Consider the following 19,600-nt stretch of genomic DNA (forward strand, 5'->3'; position numbering starts at 1 on the left):
ATGAGCGACCATTCAATAAACGGCAGCGCGCCGGGGCTCATCGGGATCGGCGGGGCGTCGATCCGCCGCGGCATCGTCCTTGGACGGCCGCCGTCCGTCTGCTATGATATCGGAGGACGGCGCCGGCGAGCGCCGGGAAAGGACACGGGCCTTCATGCACGCTCCTCCGCACGTCCTCATCGTCGGCTACTACGGCTTTCACAACGCCGGCGACGACGCGGTGCTGTTTGGGATTTTACAAGCGCTGAAAACGAAATTTCCGGGCCTTCAGGCGACGGTCCTCTCCAACGCTCCGGAGGAGACGGCCCGGACGTTCGGCATCCGGGCGGTCAACCGCTGGCGGCCGGGGCCGATCATCCGGGCGATCCGGGCGGCGGACTTCGTCGTCGTCGGCGGCGGGACGCTGCTCCAAGATCGGACGAGCCCGCGAAGCCCCTTGTACTATCTCGGCATCACCGAACTCGCCAAACGCTTCGGCAAGCCGGTGTTCTACTACGGCCAGGGGTTCGGTCCGATCGTCCACGCCTCGAGCCGTTTTTTCATCCGGCGGGTCCTAAGCGGCGTCGACCTCATCATCATGCGGGACGCCGAAAGCGCCCGGGAGCTTGAGAAAACCGGCGTCCGGGGCGTACCGATCGCCGTCACCGCCGACCCGGCGCTGGCCATCGATCCGGCGATCGCCGACCGGGAGCGGGGGCGGGCGGTCCTCGCCGATCACGGCCGGACGCCGAAGCGGCCCCTCGCCGTCGTCTCCGTCCGTCCGTGGAAAGACCGGACGGCGCATCTTCTCCCTCTCGCCCGCGCCCTCGACCGGGTCGCCGACCGGGGGTTTGAGATCGTCTTCATCGCCATGCAGCGGGCGCAGGACGTCGAGCCGGCGCTTCGGGTTCGGGCGGCCATGACCCGCCCGGCGGCCGTCGTCCGGACGCCCCTCGATTTTCGGGCGATCTTCGGCGTCATCGCCGAGGCGGATCTCCTCATCGGCATGCGGCTTCACGCCCTGATCTTTGCCGCGCTCCACGGCGTCCCGTTCGTCCCGCTCTCGTACGACCCGAAGATCGACCGCTTCGTCGAAAGCGTCGGCCTTGTGCCCCCGCTTTCGATCGAGGCGCTTCAGGCGGACGCTTTGATGGAGCGGATTGAGGCGACGATGAACGATCTTCCGGCGCTCCGGCGGACGCTCGCCGACCGGGTGCCGCCGGTCGTCGACGCGGCCCGCCGGAGCGCCGACCTCGTCTACGACGCCTACCGGTCCCGCGCCCGGCGGCGCCCCGGGAAGGAGGCCCGACGGTGAAACGCCTTTCGCTTTTTTTGCTCGGCCTGTACGCCCTGTTTCCGCTGACGGATTTCCTTCTCCGGCGGGTCCTCGGCCTGGGGGGCCTGGCCGGACTCTGGGACAAGGGGCTTTTGGCCCTGCTCTTCGTGCTCGCCTGGCTCCAGGCGGACCGGGAGCGGCTCCGGCGGCTTCGACCCCTCGCCGCACCGCTCGGGCTGTTTTTTGCCCTCGGCGTGCTGCATCTTGGGATCGATCTTCCGAACTTCGCCGCGACGTTTGACGGCTTTCGGGCGGTGTACTTTTATATGCTGGCCCTCTTCGTCGGGGCGTGGCTCCCGAAGACCCGGGACGACGTCGAGCGGATCATGGCCGTTCTCGCCGGGCTCGGAGCCCTCGCCGGCGCCGTCGGCCTCGCCCAGGTCGCCCTCGGCGTCCGCACCCCGGCGGGATGGACCGACGTGACGGAGGCGACGAGCCGCCGGGCGTTTTCCTTCGTCGTGAGCCCGAACGTCCTCGGAAGCTACATGGCCTACGCCCTCCTTCTCACCCTCGCCCTCGCGTGGCGGGCGCGGGCGGAAGGCCGGCGGCGGGCGCTTCTCGCCTATCTTCTTTTCGCCGCGCTGGAGGCGGCGGCCCTCGTCCTTTCCGGCTCCCGGGGCGCCTGGCTCGCCTTTTTCCTCGCCGCCCTCGTCGTCCTCTTCTTCTTCCGGCCGCGGCTTTCCCTCGCCGCCGCCGCCGCTTTGATCGCCCTCGCCGCCCTCCTTCCGCCGATCCGGCGCCGGATGGAGGCGCTCCTCTCCCCGATGTACTGGGAAAAAAGCGCCCGGGACGGCCGGATCGCCCGCTGGCTCGGGAGCTTTCACCAGATGCGCTTCGACCCCCTCTTCGGCCGGGGGATCGGCCACTACGGCGGCGCCACCGGGAACCGTTTCTTCGGCACGACGTACGTCGACGGCTATTACTTCAAGACGATGGCCGAGATGGGCCTTCCGGGCCTCATTCTGTTCGTCTGGCTGATGGTCGCCGTCTTTCGGACGCTGTTCGCCCGGTGGCAGGCCGCCCGCGGCCGGCCGGAGGGAGCGCTCCTTCTCGGCCTTCTGGCCGCCGACCTCGCCGTCGCCCTCCACAATGCGGTGGAAAATATCTTGGAAGTGCCGTTTATGAACGCGTATTTTTGGCTCGCCGCCGGGCTCGCCCTCGCGCTTTCGCCCGGCCGGCCGGAGGAGGGACGGGGATGATCCGGGAGCTTCGCGCGTTTGGCGGCTGGCTGCTTTTCGCCGTCTACGTCTACGCCGCCTACCACCTCGCCGTCCTGCCCCTCGCCTGGACGGACGGCTTCGCCGGCCTCGCCGTCGCCGCCGCCGGCACCGTCGGCCTCCTCGGCCTCGCCCCGGCCGAGGCGAGGCGGCGGGGGATCGCCTTCGCCTTCCTCGTCCTGTTCGCCGACCGGGCCCTCGCGGCCACCGGCCTTTATCCCGCCGCCGCCCGGGTTGCCCTGGCGGCGCTCGTGATCGGCCTCACGGTCCTCGTCGGCCGCGCCGCCGGCCGCCTGCCGGCGCCGGCCCTTCTCGCCCTCGCCGCGGCGGCCGCCCTGTCGACGGCGATCGACCGGCCCGACGCCAAGCTCCTCGGACGCTTTTTGCCGCCGGTCCGGACGCCGGCCCTCTACGGCGCCGGGACGATCGATTACTTCCCGCTGTTTCTCGATCCGGACCACCCCGGCCGGGTGGTCACGTTCGGCAACCGGGAAGAGGTGCCGCCGGAAGGGAAGGAAGCGAAGGATGCGGCGGAGACGGGCGGAGACGCGGGGCCGGAGGGGGAGGCGACCCGACTCGCCCTTGCCCGGCTCGCCCCGGAGCGGCTCTATGTTTACGCCTTTGATACCGAAGGCGGGACGTTCCGGCGCGTCGCCGTGCCGGACGCCGAGGTGGCGCGGTGGTTCGAAAAGCTGCGGAACGATTTCCCCGGCTATCCGTTCTTCACCGTCGAGGACGACGGCACGCTCCGCCCCCTCGTGACGCGGGACGCGTGGGCGGAGACGCTTTTTGACTTCGGTCGGACGTTCGGCGCCCTGCTTCGCCTCGATGCCCTTCACCTCCGGCGGCCGATCGCCGCCCCGGACGTCGGCGGGCCTTTTGCCGGCCTCCGGCTGACCGGTGAAGCGCTGGAGGGGACGTTCGACGGCCGGCCGTTTCGCCTGCCGACCGACGCGACGGCGGTTGTCGGACGGTTTTCCCTCGGCGGCGAGGCGGCCCTCGTCCTTCAGGGACGGTCGCTGGAGATCGCCGTCTTCCCGAAGGGAGGAGCGCCCCGGGTAAGCCACCGGCTGTCGCCGGCGTCGATTCCGGATATTTATGCTTCTGAAGTCATCCCGGTTCAGTTTTCCGACGGTCCGGCGCTCCTTCTGTCGTTTCCGACCGACTCCCCGGAGCGGGCCAAGATCGTCCGGCCGGAGCCGGACGGGTCGTGGCGGCTTTTGTTTGAGGCGACCGATCCGCTCTTTCGCTTTGAAGACGTCCGGTATGACGGCGCTCAGGCGGTGCTGCTTGCCCTCGCGCCGGGGCGCCTGAGCGGCTACCCCCAGCGGCTCCTCGGCGAATACGTTTACGAAAACGGCCGGCTCGTCCGCCTCTGGCAGGCGCCGACCTCGCTCATCAACGTTCGCTATCTTCCCGGCCCGAACGGCACATGGCGGCTCGTGGCGACCGAATATCCGAACCACCGGCTCGTTCTCCTCACGCCGCATCCTCTCCCCGTCGGGGCGATGATCGCGGCCGCGACGGGGCTCATCGCCGTCGGGCTCCTCGTCCGGCGCCTGAGGGACGGCCGGGTCCCTCAGGACCTCACCCCCGACCGGAGCGCACAAGACGGCTCCGCCTTCCGGCGTCGGGCGGGGGCGGTCGGCCTTTCGGCCGCGGTCCTCTTCGCCGCCCTCCTGGCCGGCGCCGCCTTCCCCGTCGTCCTCCGGAGCACCCCGTCGGCCCGCCCGCCGGGGGTCCTCCCGTCGGTGGCGGCCGCCGGGGCAGACGGCGGAGCGCCGGCGGCAAACCTTCCCGCCGCCGGGGAGCCGGCGCTCGACCTCTCCGCCGAGCAGGCGCCGGGAGCGGGCCGCGCCGGAGCGGCCGGTCCGGCGACCGGAGCGCCCGAAGCCGAAGCGCCGATCGAGGGCGCCGGGACCGAGACGCCGGCCGCCCGGGCGCCGGTCGATGCCCGGGCCGCCTTCCGGGCGGCCCTCGCCGGCTCGGAAGGGGAAGGGGCGGACCGGTTTCAGGTCGTCGGCTATACGCGAAACAGCGTCCACAAAAGAAAAACGACGAGCATGGTCAGCGGCGCCGTCGTCCGGCCGGAGCGCCTCTTCGGCGGCATGCGCCTCGCCGGAACGCCGTACCGGTACTACCGGTCCGGCGACGTCCGCTACCTCTGGACGGCCCGGACGGAATGGGTTCCGCTTCCGCCGGCGGACCCGCCGGCCCTCTTTCGCTCCCTCGAAGCCCTGATGCCGGAATTCGCCGCCGCCGAACGGCTGCCGGACGACGACGTGCTGGGCCTTCCGGCGAAGGTTTACCGCATCCGGGTGAACGGGGAGACGCTCTTCCGGCTGGCCGGCATCGCTCCGGACGATGCCGCCTTTCGGGCGTTCGCCGCCCTCCCGGCGACGATCACGGTGAAGCTTCTCGATGACCCGGCCCGCATCGGCGAAATCGAAGGGCGCTGGCTCGTTCCCGTGCCCGGGGCCGGCTACGCCCTGCAGGAAGTGTTTTTCCGCTTCTTCCACTACGGCGACCCATCGATCGCGATCCGGCCGCCGGAAGACATCGAACGTTACCTCGCGCCATAGGGACATCGCCGAGGCCCCGAGCGCCAGCGGACCGACGGCGTCCGATCGGAGCGAGGCCCGCGGCCTCAGTTCCGGATGTTATCGGGGAGCGAGCGGAGGACGTTCAGCGCCTTCAGCGTGATCCACTGCCGGTCGGAATAAAGCGCCTCGAGCCCCTGATCCCGGTGAAACCGCTCCAGGGCCCGGTAAAACTGCTCCGGATTGCCGCCGTAGTGAAACGGCAAATACCCGGTCCGGATGAGGTGCCGAAGGAGTTCCTCCCGAAGCACTTCATCGATCGGCATTTTTTCTTCGTCCATCGCGGCCACCCTGATCACCTCGTCCGAAAGGTTGGCGGTCGGAGCAAGCCTGTCCGCATCCGCCTTCAGTATACACGAAGGCCGGCGCCGGCCGTAAGCCGGCCCCGGAGTCGCCTGATCCGGAAGGAAGTGAACGGCGTGCCCAAGCGACCGCGCGTGCTGCACGTGATCGGCGGCGGCGAGTTCGGCGGCGCCGAACGGCACCTCATCGCCCTCTACCGGACGCTCAGGGAGGACGTCGACTTTACGCTGGCGACGTTTTATCCCGGGCGGCTCGTCGAAGCGTTTCGGGAGCTCGGCGCCGAACCGGTCATCCTCGCCCAATCCGGCCGTTTCGACCTCACCCTCTACCGCCGGGTGCACGCCCTCATTGTCGCCTTGAAGCCGGATGTCGTCCACTCCCACGGCGTCCGGGCCAACCTCTTTGCCCGGCTGGCGGCGGCCCGGGCCGGCGTGCCGCGCATCGTCACGACCGTCCACAGTTTTCTCCGCTATGATTATCCCCTGCGGCGGGAATTCGTCCTCGCCTGGGCGATGGAACACGCGAGCCGGCCGTTCGTCGATCACGTCATCGCCGTCAGCGACGCCCTTCGCCGGTCGCTCGAAGCCGACGGGATGGCACCGGAGCGGATCACCGTCATCGAAAACGGCGTCGACCTCGCCCCGTTCGCCGCGGCCCGGCGTACCCTCCGGGCGCCCGGGCAAAAAAAAGCCTTCCGGTCCCCGCTTTCCCTTCCGGAAGACGCGTTCGTCTGGGCGGTGACGGCCCGTCTCGTGCCGGTCAAGGGGCTGGACGTTCTCCTCGACGCCTTCGCCCGCCTCATCGGCGACCCGACCGCGCCGGCCGGACGACCGGCCTACCTCCTCGTCATCGGGACCGGCCCGTTAAAATCTTCCCTTTCTGCCGCCGCCGAGCGCCGGGGCCTCGCCGGGCGGATCCGCTGGCTCGGACACCGTGACGACGTCCCGGAGCTCCTCGCCGCCGCCGACGCCTTCGTCCTTCCCTCCCGGCAGGAAGGCGGCTTTCCTCTGGCGCTCGTCGAAGCCCTTGCCGCCGGCCTTCCGGCGGTCGCCACCGCCGTCCCGGCGATCGCCGGCACCCTCGCCGGAGCCGGCGATCCGCCGCCGGTAGAACTCGTCCCGCCGGGCGACGCCGAAGCCCTCGCCGGGGCGATGCGGCGCCTCATGGCGGCGTCGCCGGAAGTGCGGACCGTCCGAAGCGCCAGCGCCCTCCGGCTCGTCGGCGAGCGATTTTCCCTCTCGGCGTTCGGCCGAAGGCACCGGGCGTTTTACGAACGGCTGCTCGCCTCCGAGACGACCTGACGGAACAACGCGGCAAACGCCGCCGCTTGGCGATCCCGGCGGTACGGCTCGAACGCCGGCTCCCGAAGCACGTCGATCCCCGCCGTGAGCCGCCCCGCCCGCCAGTCGTCGACGAGACGTTCGAGGACCGCCCGGATCGCCGCCCCGTCGTCCGGGGGAGCCACATACGCCCCGGGAAGCCGGCGGACGATCGCCTCGGCTTCGCCGGGGCGAAGGAGCGCTAGGATCGGCCGGCCGACGGCGAGGTAGTCGAACAGCTTCCCCGGAATGTATTGTCCCGCCCGAAGATCGAGATCGCCGACGAGGAGGAGGACCGTCGAGGCGGCGAGGAGGCGGAGGGCCGCCCCGTACGGGAGCGCCCCGTGGTCGACGACGAGGTCCCCGAGGCCGAGGGCTTCGGCCGCCCGCCGGTTGTCGTCCCGCCCCGGCGGATCGAACTGGCCGGCGAAGTCGAGGCGCACCTCCTCCGGCCGGAGCCGGCCGGCGGCGATGAGGTCATGAAGGGCCTGGAAAAACGCCCGGGGGTGGCGCTTCGGATAAAAAATTCCCGTATGGGCGAAGCGAAGAACCCCGTCCGGCGGCCGGAGGTCCCCCGCCTCGGCCCGAAGCCGGACGACGTCCTCCGGATCAAACCCGTTGTAGATGACCTCGATCGCGGCGTCCGGATAGCGGGCCAGAAAACCTTCCCGGAACGCCTGCGTCACCGTCGTCACCCGGCTCGCCGCCCGGAAGACCGCCCGCTCCATCGCCCGCTCGAGGGCCGCCCGCCACGGAAGCGCCGTAAAGTGCATGTTGTCCGTCCACGGGTCCCGAAAATCCGCCACCCACGGAAGGCCCGTCTTCCGCCGGATGAGGAGCGCGACCAGGTGGTTCGTCACCGGTCCCGAGGTGGAAAAAAGGACGTCGACCCGGTGCGTTCGAATCGCCGAAAGACCGGCCCGGACCGCCCGGCGGGCCCAGACGATCTCCTCGTCCGGGATGAAGAGCCCCTCCCGCAGGCGCATCGCCGCCGACCGGAGCCATCGGCGAACGAAGCGGGGCAAAACGGGGCCGGCCGACCCGTCGGCGGGCGCCGCCTCCGCCGGGCGCCCCGCACCGGACGACGTCCGCCCCACCGATTTCCCGCCCGACGCTCCCTCCGGCACGCCCCCCTCGGGTCGACCGCCCGGCGCCGCCACCCCGCCGGCGCCGCCGCGAAAGAGCCCGCTCAGCGCGAGATGCCAGCGGGGATGCGGGACGCGGTAGATCGGTACGTGCCGCGGCAGGTCTTTGAGCCGGCTTTCATCCCGCTGGAGATACGGCGGCGGACAGGCGGCGAGAACGACCGGTCGGATGCCGAAGTCGGGCAGGTACTTGACGAGCTTCTGCGCCCGCGGCACGCCGCCCCCGCCCACCGGCGGAAACAGGTAGGAGATGATCAACACCCCGAGCGGCCGTTCGCTTCCCGTCATCGCCCAACCTCCGTCACAGGCGGAGCACCGTCTGCGGCCGGTGATCTTTCGGCACGACGCCTTTGGCGTCAAAGATGAGGCCGTCCGCCTTCATCCGCCGGCCGACGTCGACCCAGTCGAGGGCGTCGAAGGCCCTCTGCTTGACGAGGAAAAAGACGACGTCCGCCCCGTCGACCGCCTCGGTCCACGACCCGACGCGGTACATCGCCGGCGCCTCGACGAGGGGATCGTACGCCCGAACGACGGCCCCCCGGGCGGCGATGAGGTCGGCGATGACGAGGGCCGGGCTCTCCCGATCGTCGTTCGAGTAATCTTTCATCGCCAGCCCCAAGACGGCCACCGTGCGGCCGGAAAAACCGCCGCCCAGGGTCCGGAGTTCCTCCTCCACCCAGTCGACAAGCACCCGCGGGACGCCGTCGTTCAGCTGCCGCGCCAGCGCAAGAAGCGGGAGCCGGACGCCCAGGGCTTCCGCCTTCGGCCGGAGGTAGTAAAAGGCGTTCGGCACGCAGTATCCGCCGACGCCTGGCCCCGGGAGGAGGAGGTTCACCCGCCGGTGGGTGTTGGCGATCCGGATCGTCTCCAGCGTGTCGATGCCGAGCCGCTCGGTGAAGCGGGCAAATTCCTGCACCATCGCCAGGTTGACGTCCCGCTGAATGTTTTCGAATAATTTCGCTGTCTCGACGACTTTAATCGAAGATGGATAAATTTCCGCATCGGTCACGAACCGGAGCAGCCGGATCGCCCGCTCGAGCCCGCGCTCCCCGAGGGCGCCGACGGCGAGGGGCATCGTCCGGAACTCTTCAAACGCCCGCCCTTCGGCGATCCGCTCCGACGAATACGCGAGGTCAAAATCCTCTCCGGCGACGAGGCCGCTTTCCGCCTCGAGAATCGGTCGAAACACCTCTTCCGTCGCGCCCGGGACGACGGTGCTCCGGACGAGGACGAGGTCGCCGGCCTTGAGCACCCGGCCGAGCATGCGGGCCGACGCCTCGAACGGTCGGAGGTCCGGCTCTCCGCCCCGAACCGGGATGCCGACGGTGACGATATAGTGATCGACGCCCGCGGCCCGGGCTTCTTCGTAGTCGATCGTCGCCCGGAAGCGGCCGAGGGCGAGCATTTCCTGGAGCAGATCCGGAAGCGGCCGGTCGCCGTCTTTTTCGATGCTCCGGCTCTCGCCGCGATTGAGCGCCTCGACGAGGCTTGAGGCGACGTCGATGCCGATCACGCGGGCGCCGTTTTGGGCGTACAGAAGCGCAAGCGGAAGCCCGACATAGCCGAGGCCGATGACGGCCACTTTCAGCGGTCGTTCCATGCGTCGTCTCCCTTCGCCATCGTCGGTCGGGGATCCGTTCCCCGCTTGTCCGACCGACCGGAAGGCCATCGGGCCTCGAAGGACCGAGGGGCCTCCGGCCGGGGTGATCCTCGCTGCTGGGATGGTTCGGCGTTCCCCTCAGCCGTGGGCAAAAAAAAGCCAGTACACGATCCCGGCGAGCATAAACAGCGTCGACAACACGAGAAACAGCCGGGCGATGAACTCCATCCCGCATCCCCCCACCCGGCCGGAAGCGGCGCCCGGCCGTCGAACCGCCCCTTTCCGGCGAAAGGGGGCGGCGCCGGCCGACGGACCGCTCCCCCTTCCGGCGAAAGGGGGCGGCTCAGGCCGCCGAGACGGGAACTCGCCTCGGGCCTTACAGTTCGACGATCGTGACGCCGCTTCCGCCTTCTTCCTTTTCACCGCTTCTGAAACGCTTCACCGCCGGATGACGGCGTAAGAACTCGGCGACGCCCCGCTTCAAGGCGCCCGTGCCGAGGCCGTGAATGACGACGAGCCGGTCCCGCCCCTCCAGGAGCGCCCGATCGAGCACCTCGTCCAGGGCTTCCCGGGCCTCCTCCACCGTCATCCCCCGAAGGTCCACCTCAAACGGCGCCCGGCGTTCCACCGTCACCCGAACGCCGCCGGCCGGCGCCGGCGGCTTGTCCCCCTCCACCGGCACCAGATCGGACGCCGGCAGCGTCAGCTTCATCACCCCGAGCTGCACGACGGCTTCGCCGTTCGGGCGAAGCTCGAGGAGCGTTCCCTTGAGGCCGTGGGAGCGGACGAGGACCGTCGCCCCCGGGAGCAACCGGCCGCCCGGTGGCGACGGCTTGCGGCCGCCCCGAGCCCGGTCTTCCTTCGGCGCCGCTTCGTCCGCCGCCGCCTTCGCCTCCGCCGCCGCCCGCCGGAGGGCCCCGACGCGGTCGATCCACTCGTGCGGCTTGACGGTCGGCGGCACGTGCCCCGCGGCGATCGCCTCCCGATGCAGGGCCTCGAGCTCCCGGGCGATGGCCTCGCCCTTCCGGACGGCCTCCTCCAGCCGGCGCCGGTAGCGGGCGTCGGCGGCGGCCAAACGCTCGCTCAAAAGCCGCCGTTCCCGCTCCCGCTCCGCCTCCAGGCGGCGCCGCTCGGCCTCGAGCGCTTCCCGCTCCGCCGCGAGGCGGCGGCGCTCTCTCTCGAGCGCCTGCAACCGATCGGCGAGCTCCGCCGCGACCGCCGCCGCCTGTCGTCCTTCCGCTCCGATCCGCGCCTCGGCCCGCCGGACGATCGCCTCATCGAGGCCGAGGCGCCGGGCGATCTCGAGGGCGTGGCTCGCCCCCGGCACGCCGAGGAGCAACCGATACGTCGGCCGGAGCGTCTCCCGGTCGAAGGCCATGCTGGCATTGACCGCCCACGGCCGTTCCCCGGCCAGCGCCTTCAGCTCCCCGAAGTGCGTGGTCGCCACGACCCGGGCGCCCCGCTCGGCGAGCGCCTCGAGAATCGCCGAAGCGAGGGCCACCCCCTCCGCCGGGTCCGTCCCGGCGCCGATCTCGTCGAGGAGGACGAGGCTTTTTTCCGTCGCCCGCTTGAGGATCGCGACGATCTGCGTCATGTGGGAGGAAAACGTGCTCAAGTTTTGGGCGATCGATTGCTCGTCGCCGATATCGGCGAAGACGCCGTCGAACACCGGCAGCGTGCTCCCCTCCCGGGCGGGGATAAACAGCCCCGATTGGGCCATGAGGGCGGCCAGGCCGATCGTCTTCAGCGTCACCGTCTTCCCGCCGGTGTTCGGCCCGGTGATGAGGAGGAGGCGCACGCCCGCCTCGAGGAGGAGGTCGTTTTTCACCGCCCGGTCGCCGAGAAGCGGGTGATAGGCGTCGTACAGCGCCACCGGGCCGCCCGGCGGGCCGAGGTTCGGCCGGGCATGGCCGTGGGCGAGGGCGTACGCCGCTTTGGCAAACAGAAGGTCGAGCGCCGCGGCGTGCGCTTCCGCGACCAAAAGCGGCACCGCCGCCTGAGCGACCTCTTTCGTGAGCGCCCGGAGGATGCGCTCTTCTTCCGCCGCCGCCTCCTGTTCGACGGTGCGCCGGACGTTGGCGAGGGCGACGATCGCCTCCGGCTCGATGAAAAGCGTCTGGCCCGACGAAGACACGTCGTGGACGATCCCCCGGACGCGGTTTTTGGCGTCCGCCCGGACCGGAAGCACCGGCCGGCCGCCGCGAAACATGATCACCGGCTCCTGAAGCGCGCCCCGCGTCTCCGGATCGCGGATTAGCCGCTCGAGCGTCTCCCGGATCTCCCCGTCGATCGCCCGAAGGCGCCGCCTAAGTTCCAGAAGCCTCGGCGATGCCTCGTCTTTGAGCGCCGACTCCGAGGCGATCGCCCCGGCGAGCGCCTCGTAAAGCGCCGCGGGCGCCTCCAGCCGGTCCGAAAGCCGCACGAGGGCCGGAAAGGTCGCCTCCGTCCCGTCCGGCCGCCGGACCGACGCCCGCACGCGCCGAATCCCGCGCAAAAAAGAAAGGACCCGGTAGAGGGCATCCGGATAGAGGAGACCGCCTTTTTTCGCCCGCCGGACGGCGTCGGCGACGGGGCCCACGCCGGAAAAGTCCGGCGGCCCAAACCGGCGGGCGAACGTCACCGCTTCGTCGGTCGCCTGAAGCCGCCGGCGAACGACGTCTTCCCGTCCCACCGGCCTGAGCCGCCGGGCGAGCCGCGCCCCGAGGGGCGTCGCCGCCGAGCGGGCCAGCGCCTCGAGGACCTCCGGATAATCGAGTCGGGCAAAGGTTCGAGCGTCCACGTCCCATCCTCCCGATCGCGAGCGCCCGAAGCCGACCTCATCGGGCGCGGCGCCGGCTCTACCGTCGGATCGGCCGGCCCCGACGGCGGGCGAGCCAGGCCAACAGCGCTTCCGGCGGCAGAGCATTGAGCACCCGATCCCGCGGCACGTACGCCTTTCGGGCGTAGCGCACGCCGAGCGACATCTGCTCCAGCTCCCCGACGCTATGGGCATCGGTGTCGATGGCGATCCACGCTCCGGCCCGGGCCGCCTGTTCGAGGGCCGGCGCCGGCAGGTCGAGCCGGTAGAGGCTCGCGTTCAGCTCCAGCGCCTTCCCGTGCCGGACCGCCGCCCCGATCACCGCGTCCAGATCGACGTCGTACCCTTCCCGCCGGCCGATCATCCGGCCGGTCGGATGGGCGATGAGATCGACGAGCGGGTGTTCGATCGCCCGGAGGATCCGGGCCGTCATCGCCGCCCGGTCCAGCCGGAACGCGGTGTGAACCGACGCAATGACGAAATCGAGCCGTTCGAGCACCGCGTCCGGGTAATCGAGGCTTCCGTCCGCCAGGATGTCCATTTCCGTTCCGGCGAGCAGGTAAAAGGGCTCCCCGCCCTCCGCCTGAAGCTTCGCCTCGACCTCTCGCACCGCCTCGACGTGCTGAAGGAGCCGCTCGGGCGAAAGGCCGCCGGCGACCTTGAGCGACGCCGAATGGTCGGTGATGGCGATGTAGCGGTAGCCCCGGGCGCGGGCGGCCCGGGCCATCTCTTCGATCGTGTTGCCGCCGTCGCTCGCCCGGGTGTGCATGTGGAGGTCGCCCTGAATGTCCTCCGGCCCGATGAGCGATTCGATTCGATCGAGTCGCTCCGGATGGAAGACCTCCGCCGTGTCCCGGAGTTCCGGCGGAATCCACGGCAGGCCCAGGCGGGTATAGACGTCCGCCTCTTCCGGGAACGGTCCGGCGTCGCCGGGGGCCTCCGCCTCCTCCGTCTCGAGGCCGTATTCGCTGAGCCGGAGCTCCATCGCTCTGGCCCGCTGCCGGAGGGCGATGTTGTGAGCCTTCGACCCCGTGAGATAAAGCAGTCCCGCCCCGAACGCCTCCGGCCGGAAAAACCGCACCTCGACCGGGATCGGCCAAAGGGCGTCATAGATGAAGACGACCTTCTGCGGCCCCGCCGCCTCGATCCGCTCCGGGCCGAAGGCGTCCCGGATCGCCGTCGCCACCCGCTCGGGCACGCGGGTGGCGACGGCGAGATCGACGTCCTTGACCGTCTCCATCACCCGCCGGAGGCTGCCGGCCACTTCGCACCGTTCGACCCCGGGGAGCCGCTCGATCCGGCGGCAAATTTCCCGGGCAATCGGCCACATCTCCGCCAGCGGATGCCGGGGGTTCGGGTCCCGAGCCGCCCGAAGCGCCTCGGCGATCCGCCGCTCCGTCTTGGCGCCGAAGCCGGAAAGCGCCCGGATCTTCTGCTCCCGGATCGCCGCCTCGAGCTTCACCTCCGAATCGATGCCGAGCTCCCGGAGCAGCCGGCCGACCGTCTTCGGTCCGATGCCCGGGACGGCGAGCAGCCGGATGAGGACCTTCGGCACCTTCGCCTCGAGCGCCTTGAGCAGCTCCGACTCGCCGGTCTCGATCACCTCCCGGATCACGGCGGCGATCCCTTTGCCGACGCCGGGGATCGCCTCGCCGCGGTCCATGAGTTCCCCGACCGGCGCGTCCAGGCTTTCGATCGTCTGAGCCGCCCGGCGAAAGCTCCGCACCTTGAATTCGTTTTCGCCGAGAAGCTCGCTGTAATCGGCAATCTTCTCCAGGATGCGGGCGACAAACCGGTTCGTCACGTCCATGCCCAGCGTTCTCAACCCCCGCCGCCGACCGCGCCGTCCGCGCCCCGAGTCCCCGCCGCAGGCCAGCCGCGAACCCGGCCGGCGGCAGCCTGATCGGTTCCAGTATAGCACACCGGAAGAGCGACATAAAAAAGCGGCCGGCATGTCTCTGCCGACCGAAGGGCCGGGCCGACGACCGGTTTTAAGCCGGCGCGGCGCCTCACTGGGCGATGAGCACGGGGCACGGCGCGAGGTGGAGCACCTTGTGGCTTACGCTCCCGAGGACGATTTCGCCGAAGAGCCCGAGTCCCCGCCGGCCGATGACGATGAGCTCGTAGCCGCCCCTTTTCGCCTCGCCGACGATTTCCTCCGCCGGGCGGCCGACGGCGACGATGGGGTCGGCGGCGATGCCCCGTTCCCGAAGCGCCTGAACCGCATCGGCGACGATCGCCTGGCCGGATCGCTCCGCCACCCCGGCCCAGTCGACGTCGAGGGCGGCCGCCTCCGGCGGCGGCGTATACGGTTCCAGGACGTACATGACCGTCACCCGGCAACGGGATTCGCTGCCGGCGCAGAGCTTTTTCACCAGCTCGACGGCCTTCTTCGCGTGCGACGACCCGTCGTACGGCAGCAAGATTTTTTCCAACATGCCTCCGGCTCCTTTCTTTTGCCTCAGAAGCATGACCGGCGGCTCGGCTGGACATGCTTTTATCTGAATCATACCGCCGGTTCGACCGGTCGGCCAAGGGCACAACTTGCAACCTGGATCCTTTGCAGCCACTCGCAGGCGCCGGCCGGACGCGCCGGGGTTGTCAATCTCTGCCGATCGCGGTATACTTAGTCTGGGTCTTGTCCAAAGTGACCCGCGGCTTTTCGCCAAAAAAGCGAAAAGCCGACCAAATCGGGAGCAAGAAGGAGGCGGAAGGCGGATGACCGACCAGACCGCGGTTCAGACGACGCTGCCCAAGATCGGCGACAAGGCACCGTACTTCGAAGCGGTGACGACCCACGGCAAAAAGACGCTCGACGATTACAAGGGCAAGTGGCTCATCCTCTTCTCCCACCCGGCCGACTTTACGCCGGTGTGCACGACGGAGTTCATGGCCTTCCAGGAGATCTACCCCGAATTGAGGAAGCGGAACGTCGAGCTTCTCGGGCTCAGCGTCGACAGCGTCTACTCCCACATCGCCTGGGTGCGCAACATCAAAGAGCGGACCGGCGTGCAGATTGAATTCCCGGTCATCGCCGACCTGGATATGAAGGTGGCCCACGCCTACGGCATGATCATGCCGCAGCAGAGCTCGACGGAAACCGTCCGGGCCGTCTTCTTCATCGACCCCGAGCAGGTCATCCGGGCGATCATCTACTACCCGATGTCCGCCGGGCGGAACATGGACGAAATCCTCCGCCTGATCGACTCCCTGCAGACGACCGACAAGTACGGCACGCCGACGCCGGCAAACTGGCGGCCGGGTCAGGCGGTCATCGTCCCGCCGCCGAAGACGGTCGAAGATGCCGAGAAGCGCGTTCAGGAAAAAGACCTCGAAATCGTCGACTGGTACCTGAGCAAAAAGAACGTGAACGCCTGAAGCGAAAAAGGCGGAATCCTCCCCACGCCCGGAGGCCTTTGGGCCTCCGGGCGTTTGGTTTTTGACGCCGCGGCGCCGCGTTCTTGTCTTTTTGTGTCTTTGTGTCTTTTCACGGACCGATCGCCGGCCGTATTCCCTATTTTGACGGTCGTAAGCGATAATAACGAAAAAATTTTAACAAATTATTGACCTTATTCTCAAACATGTTGACGATTTTTTCTGCCGCCTCTATACTCAAAGTGCCAGTCGTGAAAATCGTCACAAAGGGGGATGCCGATGCCACGCCCCGATCTTCCTCCGACGCCGAAAGTCCGACCCCGGCCGTCGGCCGAATCCGAACCACCCCTTCCCGCCACCCTTGCCTTCAGCGTTTTTTTGGGTACCTTGATCGTCCTCGGCTGGGGCGCCGCCTTCTGGCTGTTTCTCCTCCGGAGCTGAAAGCGGCTCCGCGCACCGACCGCGTCGGCGAACCATGCCGGCGCAGCGTTCACGCCTAAGGGGGGAAAACCGTGCCCGTTCACCGGTATGAAAAGTGGTGGCTCACGTTTGGCATCGGGACGCTCGCGGTGTTTCTCGCCGTGCTGGGCCTTCGAGCCTTTGCCTCCGGCCACACGCCGCCCGGGAGCGTCCTCACCGTCGACCCGGAGCTCATCGACACGATCGCCCCGTGGAACGCTCCCGGCGTCTATGACCGGGGAGACCGGGTCGACGTCTATCTTGTCGGCCAGGCGTTTTCCTACGCCCCCAACCGGATCGAGGTGCCGGTCGGCAAACCGGTGACGTTCCACGCCGTGACGAAAGACGTCGTCCACAGCTTCACCATCGTCGGGACGACGGTGAACATGATGCTCATCCCCGGCTATGCGAACGAAGCCACTTATACGTTTAAAGCGCCGGGCCGCTACCTCGTTCTGTGCAACGAGTACTGCGGCGTCGGGCATCAGTTCATGCAGGCGGAGGTGATCGCCCAATGACGGCCATCCGCTCCCCCATCGCCGACGCCTGGGCCCGGCGGCACCTTACCGTCGCCTTCGCCGCCGTCTTCGTCGGCGCGCTCGGCGGCCTCGTGCAGGCGTTCGTCCGGGCCGGCTGGATGACGCTCCCGCCCTGGCTTGACTACTATGCCGTCCTGACCGTCCACGGCGTGCTGCTGGCGCTCGTTTCGACGACGTACTTCATCTTCGCCTATCTCCTCGCCGGAAACGGCCGGACGCTCGGCGACCTTTCTCCCGGCGGCCGCCGTTTCGTCGCCCTCGGCTTCTGGCTGATGACCGTCGGCATCCTCCTTGCCGCCGCCATGATCCTCGCCGGGGAGGCCAGCGTCCTCTACACGTTCTACCTTCCGCTTCAGGCCCATCCGCTCTTTTACATCGGGCTGGCGCTTTTCGTCGTCGGCACGTGGAGCGTCGCCTACGCCCTCATCCGGCAGTATTTTGACTGGAAAAAGGCGCACCCGGGCGAGCGGACACCGCTTTTTGCCTTCATGGCCACCGTGACGCTCTTTATCTGGTGGATCGCCTCCCTCGGCGTCGCCGCCACCGTCCTCTTTCAGATGATTCCCCTTTCCCTCGGCTGGGTCTCCGGGGTCAACGTCGAGCTTTCCCGCACCCTGTTCTGGTATTTCGGCCACCCGCTCGTCTACTTCTGGCTGCTTCCGGCCTACATGGTCTGGTACGTCAACCTGCCGAAGATCATCGGCGGGCGGCTCTTCAGCGACGCCCTCGCCCGGTTCGCCTTTCTCCTCTTCCTCGTCTTTTCTTTCCCGGTCGGCGTCCACCATCAGCTGACGGAGCCCGGCATTCGCGACGTCTGGAAATTTTTCCAGGTCGTGCTGACCTTTGCCGTCGTCGTCCCGTCCTTGATGACCGCGTTCAACGTCTTTGCCACCTTCGAGCTCACCGCCCGGGAGAAAGGCCACCGGGGCCTCTTCGGCTGGATTCGGGCGCTCCCCTGGCAGGACGTCCGGTTTCTCGCGCCGTTTTTGGCCATGCTCTTTTTCATCCCCGGCGGCATCGGCGGCCTCATCAACGCCAGCTACCAGATGAACGCCATGGTCCACAACACGCTGTTCGTCGTCGGCCACTTCCACGTCACCGTCGGCACGCCGGTGATGCTCACCTTCTTCGGCGCAAGCTTCTGGCTCATCCCTAACCTCACCGGCCGGACGCTCCCGGCGGGCGCCCGCCGCCTCGGCCTCGTTCAGGCCATCCTCTGGGCCGCCGGCATGCTGCTCATGTCGATCGCCCAGCACGCCCTCGGCCTCATGGGAGCGCCCAGGCGGACGGCGTTTACGACCTACCAGAATCACCCGGTCGCCGAAAGCTGGTTCTCGACGCCGATCGCGAACTACGCCACAATGGCCGCAGGCGGCGCCCTTCTCTTTACCGCCGCCGTCCTCATGGTCGGTCTCGCCGTCTACCTCGCTTTCTTCGCCCCGAAGGCCGCCCCGGACCGGGCAGAACCGTTCCCGCTGGCGGAGGCGGCGGAGGAAGGAATGCAACCGGCGTTGCTGGAAAACTGGCGGCTCTGGCTCACCCTCGCCGCCGTCCTCATCGTCATCGCCTACACCGTCCCCCTCATCGACATCGCGAATCACGGCGCCCCCCTCGTGCGGGGATACCGGACGTGGTAGGCCTAAAGACAGGGGGCCGAATGAGAAGAGCGGACGGCTTTCGAATGCGGGACGCTCCAAAAACGGCCACCCGAAGTTCCCGGTCGGGAAAGGATCCGGTCAAAACGAACCAGAGCGGTCCAGCCAAGGCGGACAAGTCAAAAAGCGCCCTTCGCCCGGTGCCTTCCGGCACCGGGCGATTTTTCTCGGCGTCGTGGCGGCCTGGTTACGTCCGCACGACCGGAAACCCGGTCTCGATGAGCGCCTGGATCGCCCGTTCGATCGCCTCGGCCTCCGGGGCGACGAGCGTGTGGTAGTGAAAACCGCCGGTCCACTCGCTGAAAAGCGGCAGCGACGACGCCCGCCAGCGGGCGACGAACGCCCGGATGTCCTCCGGCGTCCGGATATCGAGCTCCGCCGTCAGCCGACCGTAGACCGGATGTTCGATCATCACATCTTTCACCGTCACGCCGTGGGCGACGAGGATCTCGAGCTCCCGCTCGAGCCGCTCCGGCGGGTGGTGGATGCCGATCACCTCGTGCTGCAGCGGCTCCGGACGCTCTTCGAGGACGTAGCCCCGGATCGTGCTCAAGATGCGATGGCCGTCCCGACGAAGGAGGGCAATATCCTGCACGAGCGTCTGGCGGCTGATGCCGAACGCCTCGGCGAGCGCCGCCCCCGTGACCGGCCCCCGGGCCGCCCGGAGCCGCTCGAGGATCGCCGCCCGGCGGGCCTCCCCGCCAACCTCAGGCCGATCGGCCGTTCCACCGCTTTTCATCGTCTTCCTCCTTTGTTCTTCTCGTCTCCAGTCTAGCGGACGCCCGCGCCGCCGTCCAGCCGTCCGAATCGCCACGTCCGGACGGCCGAGTCGCCGCCGACTCCCTCAAGCCAGCCTTCCGCCGCCGGTCTCCCAAACCGCCGTCCGGGCCGGCGAAACCGGCCGGGCGACGATGCTTCGCCCTCGGCGAAGGTTTTTACGGGCTTTCCATGTTGACAAACGTCGATTTAGCCATTACCATGATGCTCGAGTACCCGTAGGGGTATTTTGACACGTCCTTTGGCGACCGAGGCGCGCCTTTGCGACGAAGCCCATCCCGATGCCCGCCCCGGTCTTGGCTCATGTCCTGATGACCGATCACCGCCGAAGGAGGGTCGGACATGCTGCTCCGCACCTTTGTCGACGAAAAACTCGCCCACTACTCGTACCTCGTCGGCTGCCAGGCGACCGGCGAGGCGATCGTCATCGACCCGATGCGGAACATCGAGCCGTACCTCGAGACGGCCGCCCGGGAAGGCGTCCGCATCGTCGGCGCCG

General features: G+C 68.8%; 15 protein-coding genes and 1 pseudogene. 9 read left to right on the plus strand and 7 right to left on the minus strand.

The genetic code is table 11. The features are described from left to right. Positions 1-154 precede the first annotated feature (154 nt). Genes csaB through SA87_RS13395 form a run of 3 tightly spaced genes read left to right on the plus strand, consistent with a single transcriptional unit; the run spans position 155 to position 5,114 of the window. Positions 155-1,294 carry a polysaccharide pyruvyl transferase CsaB gene (csaB, locus tag SA87_RS01405; RefSeq protein WP_066197926.1) on the plus strand — a complete coding sequence of 380 codons (1,140 nt, stop codon included), beginning with the start codon at positions 155-157 and terminating at the stop codon, positions 1,292-1,294. Then, positions 1,291-2,514 (plus strand): O-antigen ligase family protein, encoded by a 1,224-nt coding sequence (locus tag SA87_RS01410; protein ID WP_066197929.1) that lies wholly within the window; start codon positions 1,291-1,293, stop codon positions 2,512-2,514. Before csaB ends, SA87_RS01410 begins: the two co-directional genes overlap by 4 nt. After that, positions 2,511-5,114, plus strand: a complete 2,604-nt coding sequence (locus tag SA87_RS13395) for a hypothetical protein (protein ID WP_066197932.1) — start codon at positions 2,511-2,513, stop codon at positions 5,112-5,114. The genes SA87_RS01410 and SA87_RS13395 overlap by 4 nt, the downstream gene beginning before the upstream one ends. A 65-nt stretch (positions 5,115-5,179) precedes the next feature. Here SA87_RS13395 and SA87_RS12940 read toward each other — a convergent pair whose 3' ends face one another. Beyond that, positions 5,180-5,431, minus strand: coding sequence for a hypothetical protein (locus SA87_RS12940; RefSeq protein WP_156423423.1), 252 nt, complete (start codon positions 5,429-5,431; stop codon positions 5,180-5,182). A 120-nt stretch (positions 5,432-5,551) separates the two neighbouring features. On the opposite strand from SA87_RS12940, the gene SA87_RS01425 reads away from it, so the two are divergent. Then, entirely contained in the window at positions 5,552-6,736 is a 1,185-nt protein-coding gene (locus tag SA87_RS01425; protein WP_066198092.1) for a glycosyltransferase, read from the plus strand. Here the strand turns inward: SA87_RS01425 and SA87_RS01430 are convergent. The 5 genes from SA87_RS01430 to SA87_RS01450 all read right to left on the minus strand — a co-directional run bounded on the left by SA87_RS01430 (position 6,703) and on the right by SA87_RS01450 (position 14,734). Beyond that, complete coding sequence (locus tag SA87_RS01430; protein WP_066197938.1) at positions 6,703-8,187, minus strand: glycosyltransferase; 1,485 nt, start codon at positions 8,185-8,187, stop codon at positions 6,703-6,705. The genes SA87_RS01425 and SA87_RS01430 overlap by 34 nt on opposite strands. Positions 8,188-8,200: 13 nt before the next feature. After that, positions 8,201-9,499: a nucleotide sugar dehydrogenase gene (locus tag SA87_RS01435; protein ID WP_066197939.1), complete on the minus strand. Its 1,299-nt coding sequence runs from the start codon at positions 9,497-9,499 to the stop codon at positions 8,201-8,203. A gap of 376 nt (positions 9,500-9,875) precedes the next feature. Further along, positions 9,876-12,278: an endonuclease MutS2 gene (locus SA87_RS01440; protein ID WP_066197941.1), complete on the minus strand. Its 2,403-nt coding sequence runs from the start codon at positions 12,276-12,278 to the stop codon at positions 9,876-9,878. A gap of 58 nt (positions 12,279-12,336) precedes the next feature. Then, the gene (polX, locus tag SA87_RS01445; protein ID WP_066197944.1) at positions 12,337-14,106 is read right to left on the minus strand and encodes a DNA polymerase/3'-5' exonuclease PolX; all 1,770 of its coding nucleotides are present in this window, start codon (positions 14,104-14,106) and stop codon (positions 12,337-12,339) included. A 199-nt stretch (positions 14,107-14,305) separates the two neighbouring features. Next, positions 14,306-14,734, minus strand: a complete 429-nt coding sequence (locus tag SA87_RS01450) for a universal stress protein (RefSeq protein ID WP_066197947.1) — start codon at positions 14,732-14,734, stop codon at positions 14,306-14,308. Positions 14,735-15,014: 280 nt separating this feature from the next. Between SA87_RS01450 and SA87_RS01455 the strand changes: the two genes are divergently transcribed. From SA87_RS01455 to SA87_RS01465, 4 genes are all read left to right on the plus strand, one after another. Beyond that, entirely contained in the window at positions 15,015-15,674 is a 660-nt protein-coding gene (locus SA87_RS01455) for a peroxiredoxin (RefSeq protein ID WP_066197949.1), read from the plus strand. 276 nt (positions 15,675-15,950) lie between these two features. Further along, positions 15,951-16,112, plus strand: coding sequence for a cytochrome c oxidase subunit 2A (locus SA87_RS12945; RefSeq protein ID WP_156423504.1), 162 nt, complete (start codon positions 15,951-15,953; stop codon positions 16,110-16,112). Between the two features lie 71 nt (positions 16,113-16,183). After that, the gene (locus SA87_RS01460; RefSeq protein ID WP_066197953.1) at positions 16,184-16,648 is read left to right on the plus strand and encodes a cytochrome c oxidase subunit II; all 465 of its coding nucleotides are present in this window, start codon (positions 16,184-16,186) and stop codon (positions 16,646-16,648) included. Next, a complete protein-coding gene (locus SA87_RS01465) occupies positions 16,645-18,306 on the plus strand; it encodes a cbb3-type cytochrome c oxidase subunit I (protein ID WP_066197958.1) in 1,662 nt (553 codons plus the stop codon). Before SA87_RS01460 ends, SA87_RS01465 begins: the two co-directional genes overlap by 4 nt. A 205-nt stretch (positions 18,307-18,511) precedes the next feature. On the opposite strand, the gene SA87_RS01470 is transcribed toward SA87_RS01465, so the two are convergent. Beyond that, on the minus strand, positions 18,512-19,063 hold the full coding sequence (locus SA87_RS01470) for a transcription repressor NadR (protein ID WP_066197960.1): 552 nt from the start codon (positions 19,061-19,063) through the stop codon (positions 18,512-18,514). Between the two features lie 380 nt (positions 19,064-19,443). On the opposite strand from SA87_RS01470, the pseudogene SA87_RS13840 reads away from it, so the two are divergent. Continuing rightward, a pseudogene (locus SA87_RS13840) lies at positions 19,444-19,600 on the plus strand (MBL fold metallo-hydrolase); the annotation flags it as partial.

Source organism: Hydrogenibacillus schlegelii (genome assembly GCF_001653195.1).
Taxonomy (GTDB): Bacteria; Bacillota; Bacilli; order Thermicanales; family DSM-22653; genus Hydrogenibacillus; species Hydrogenibacillus schlegelii.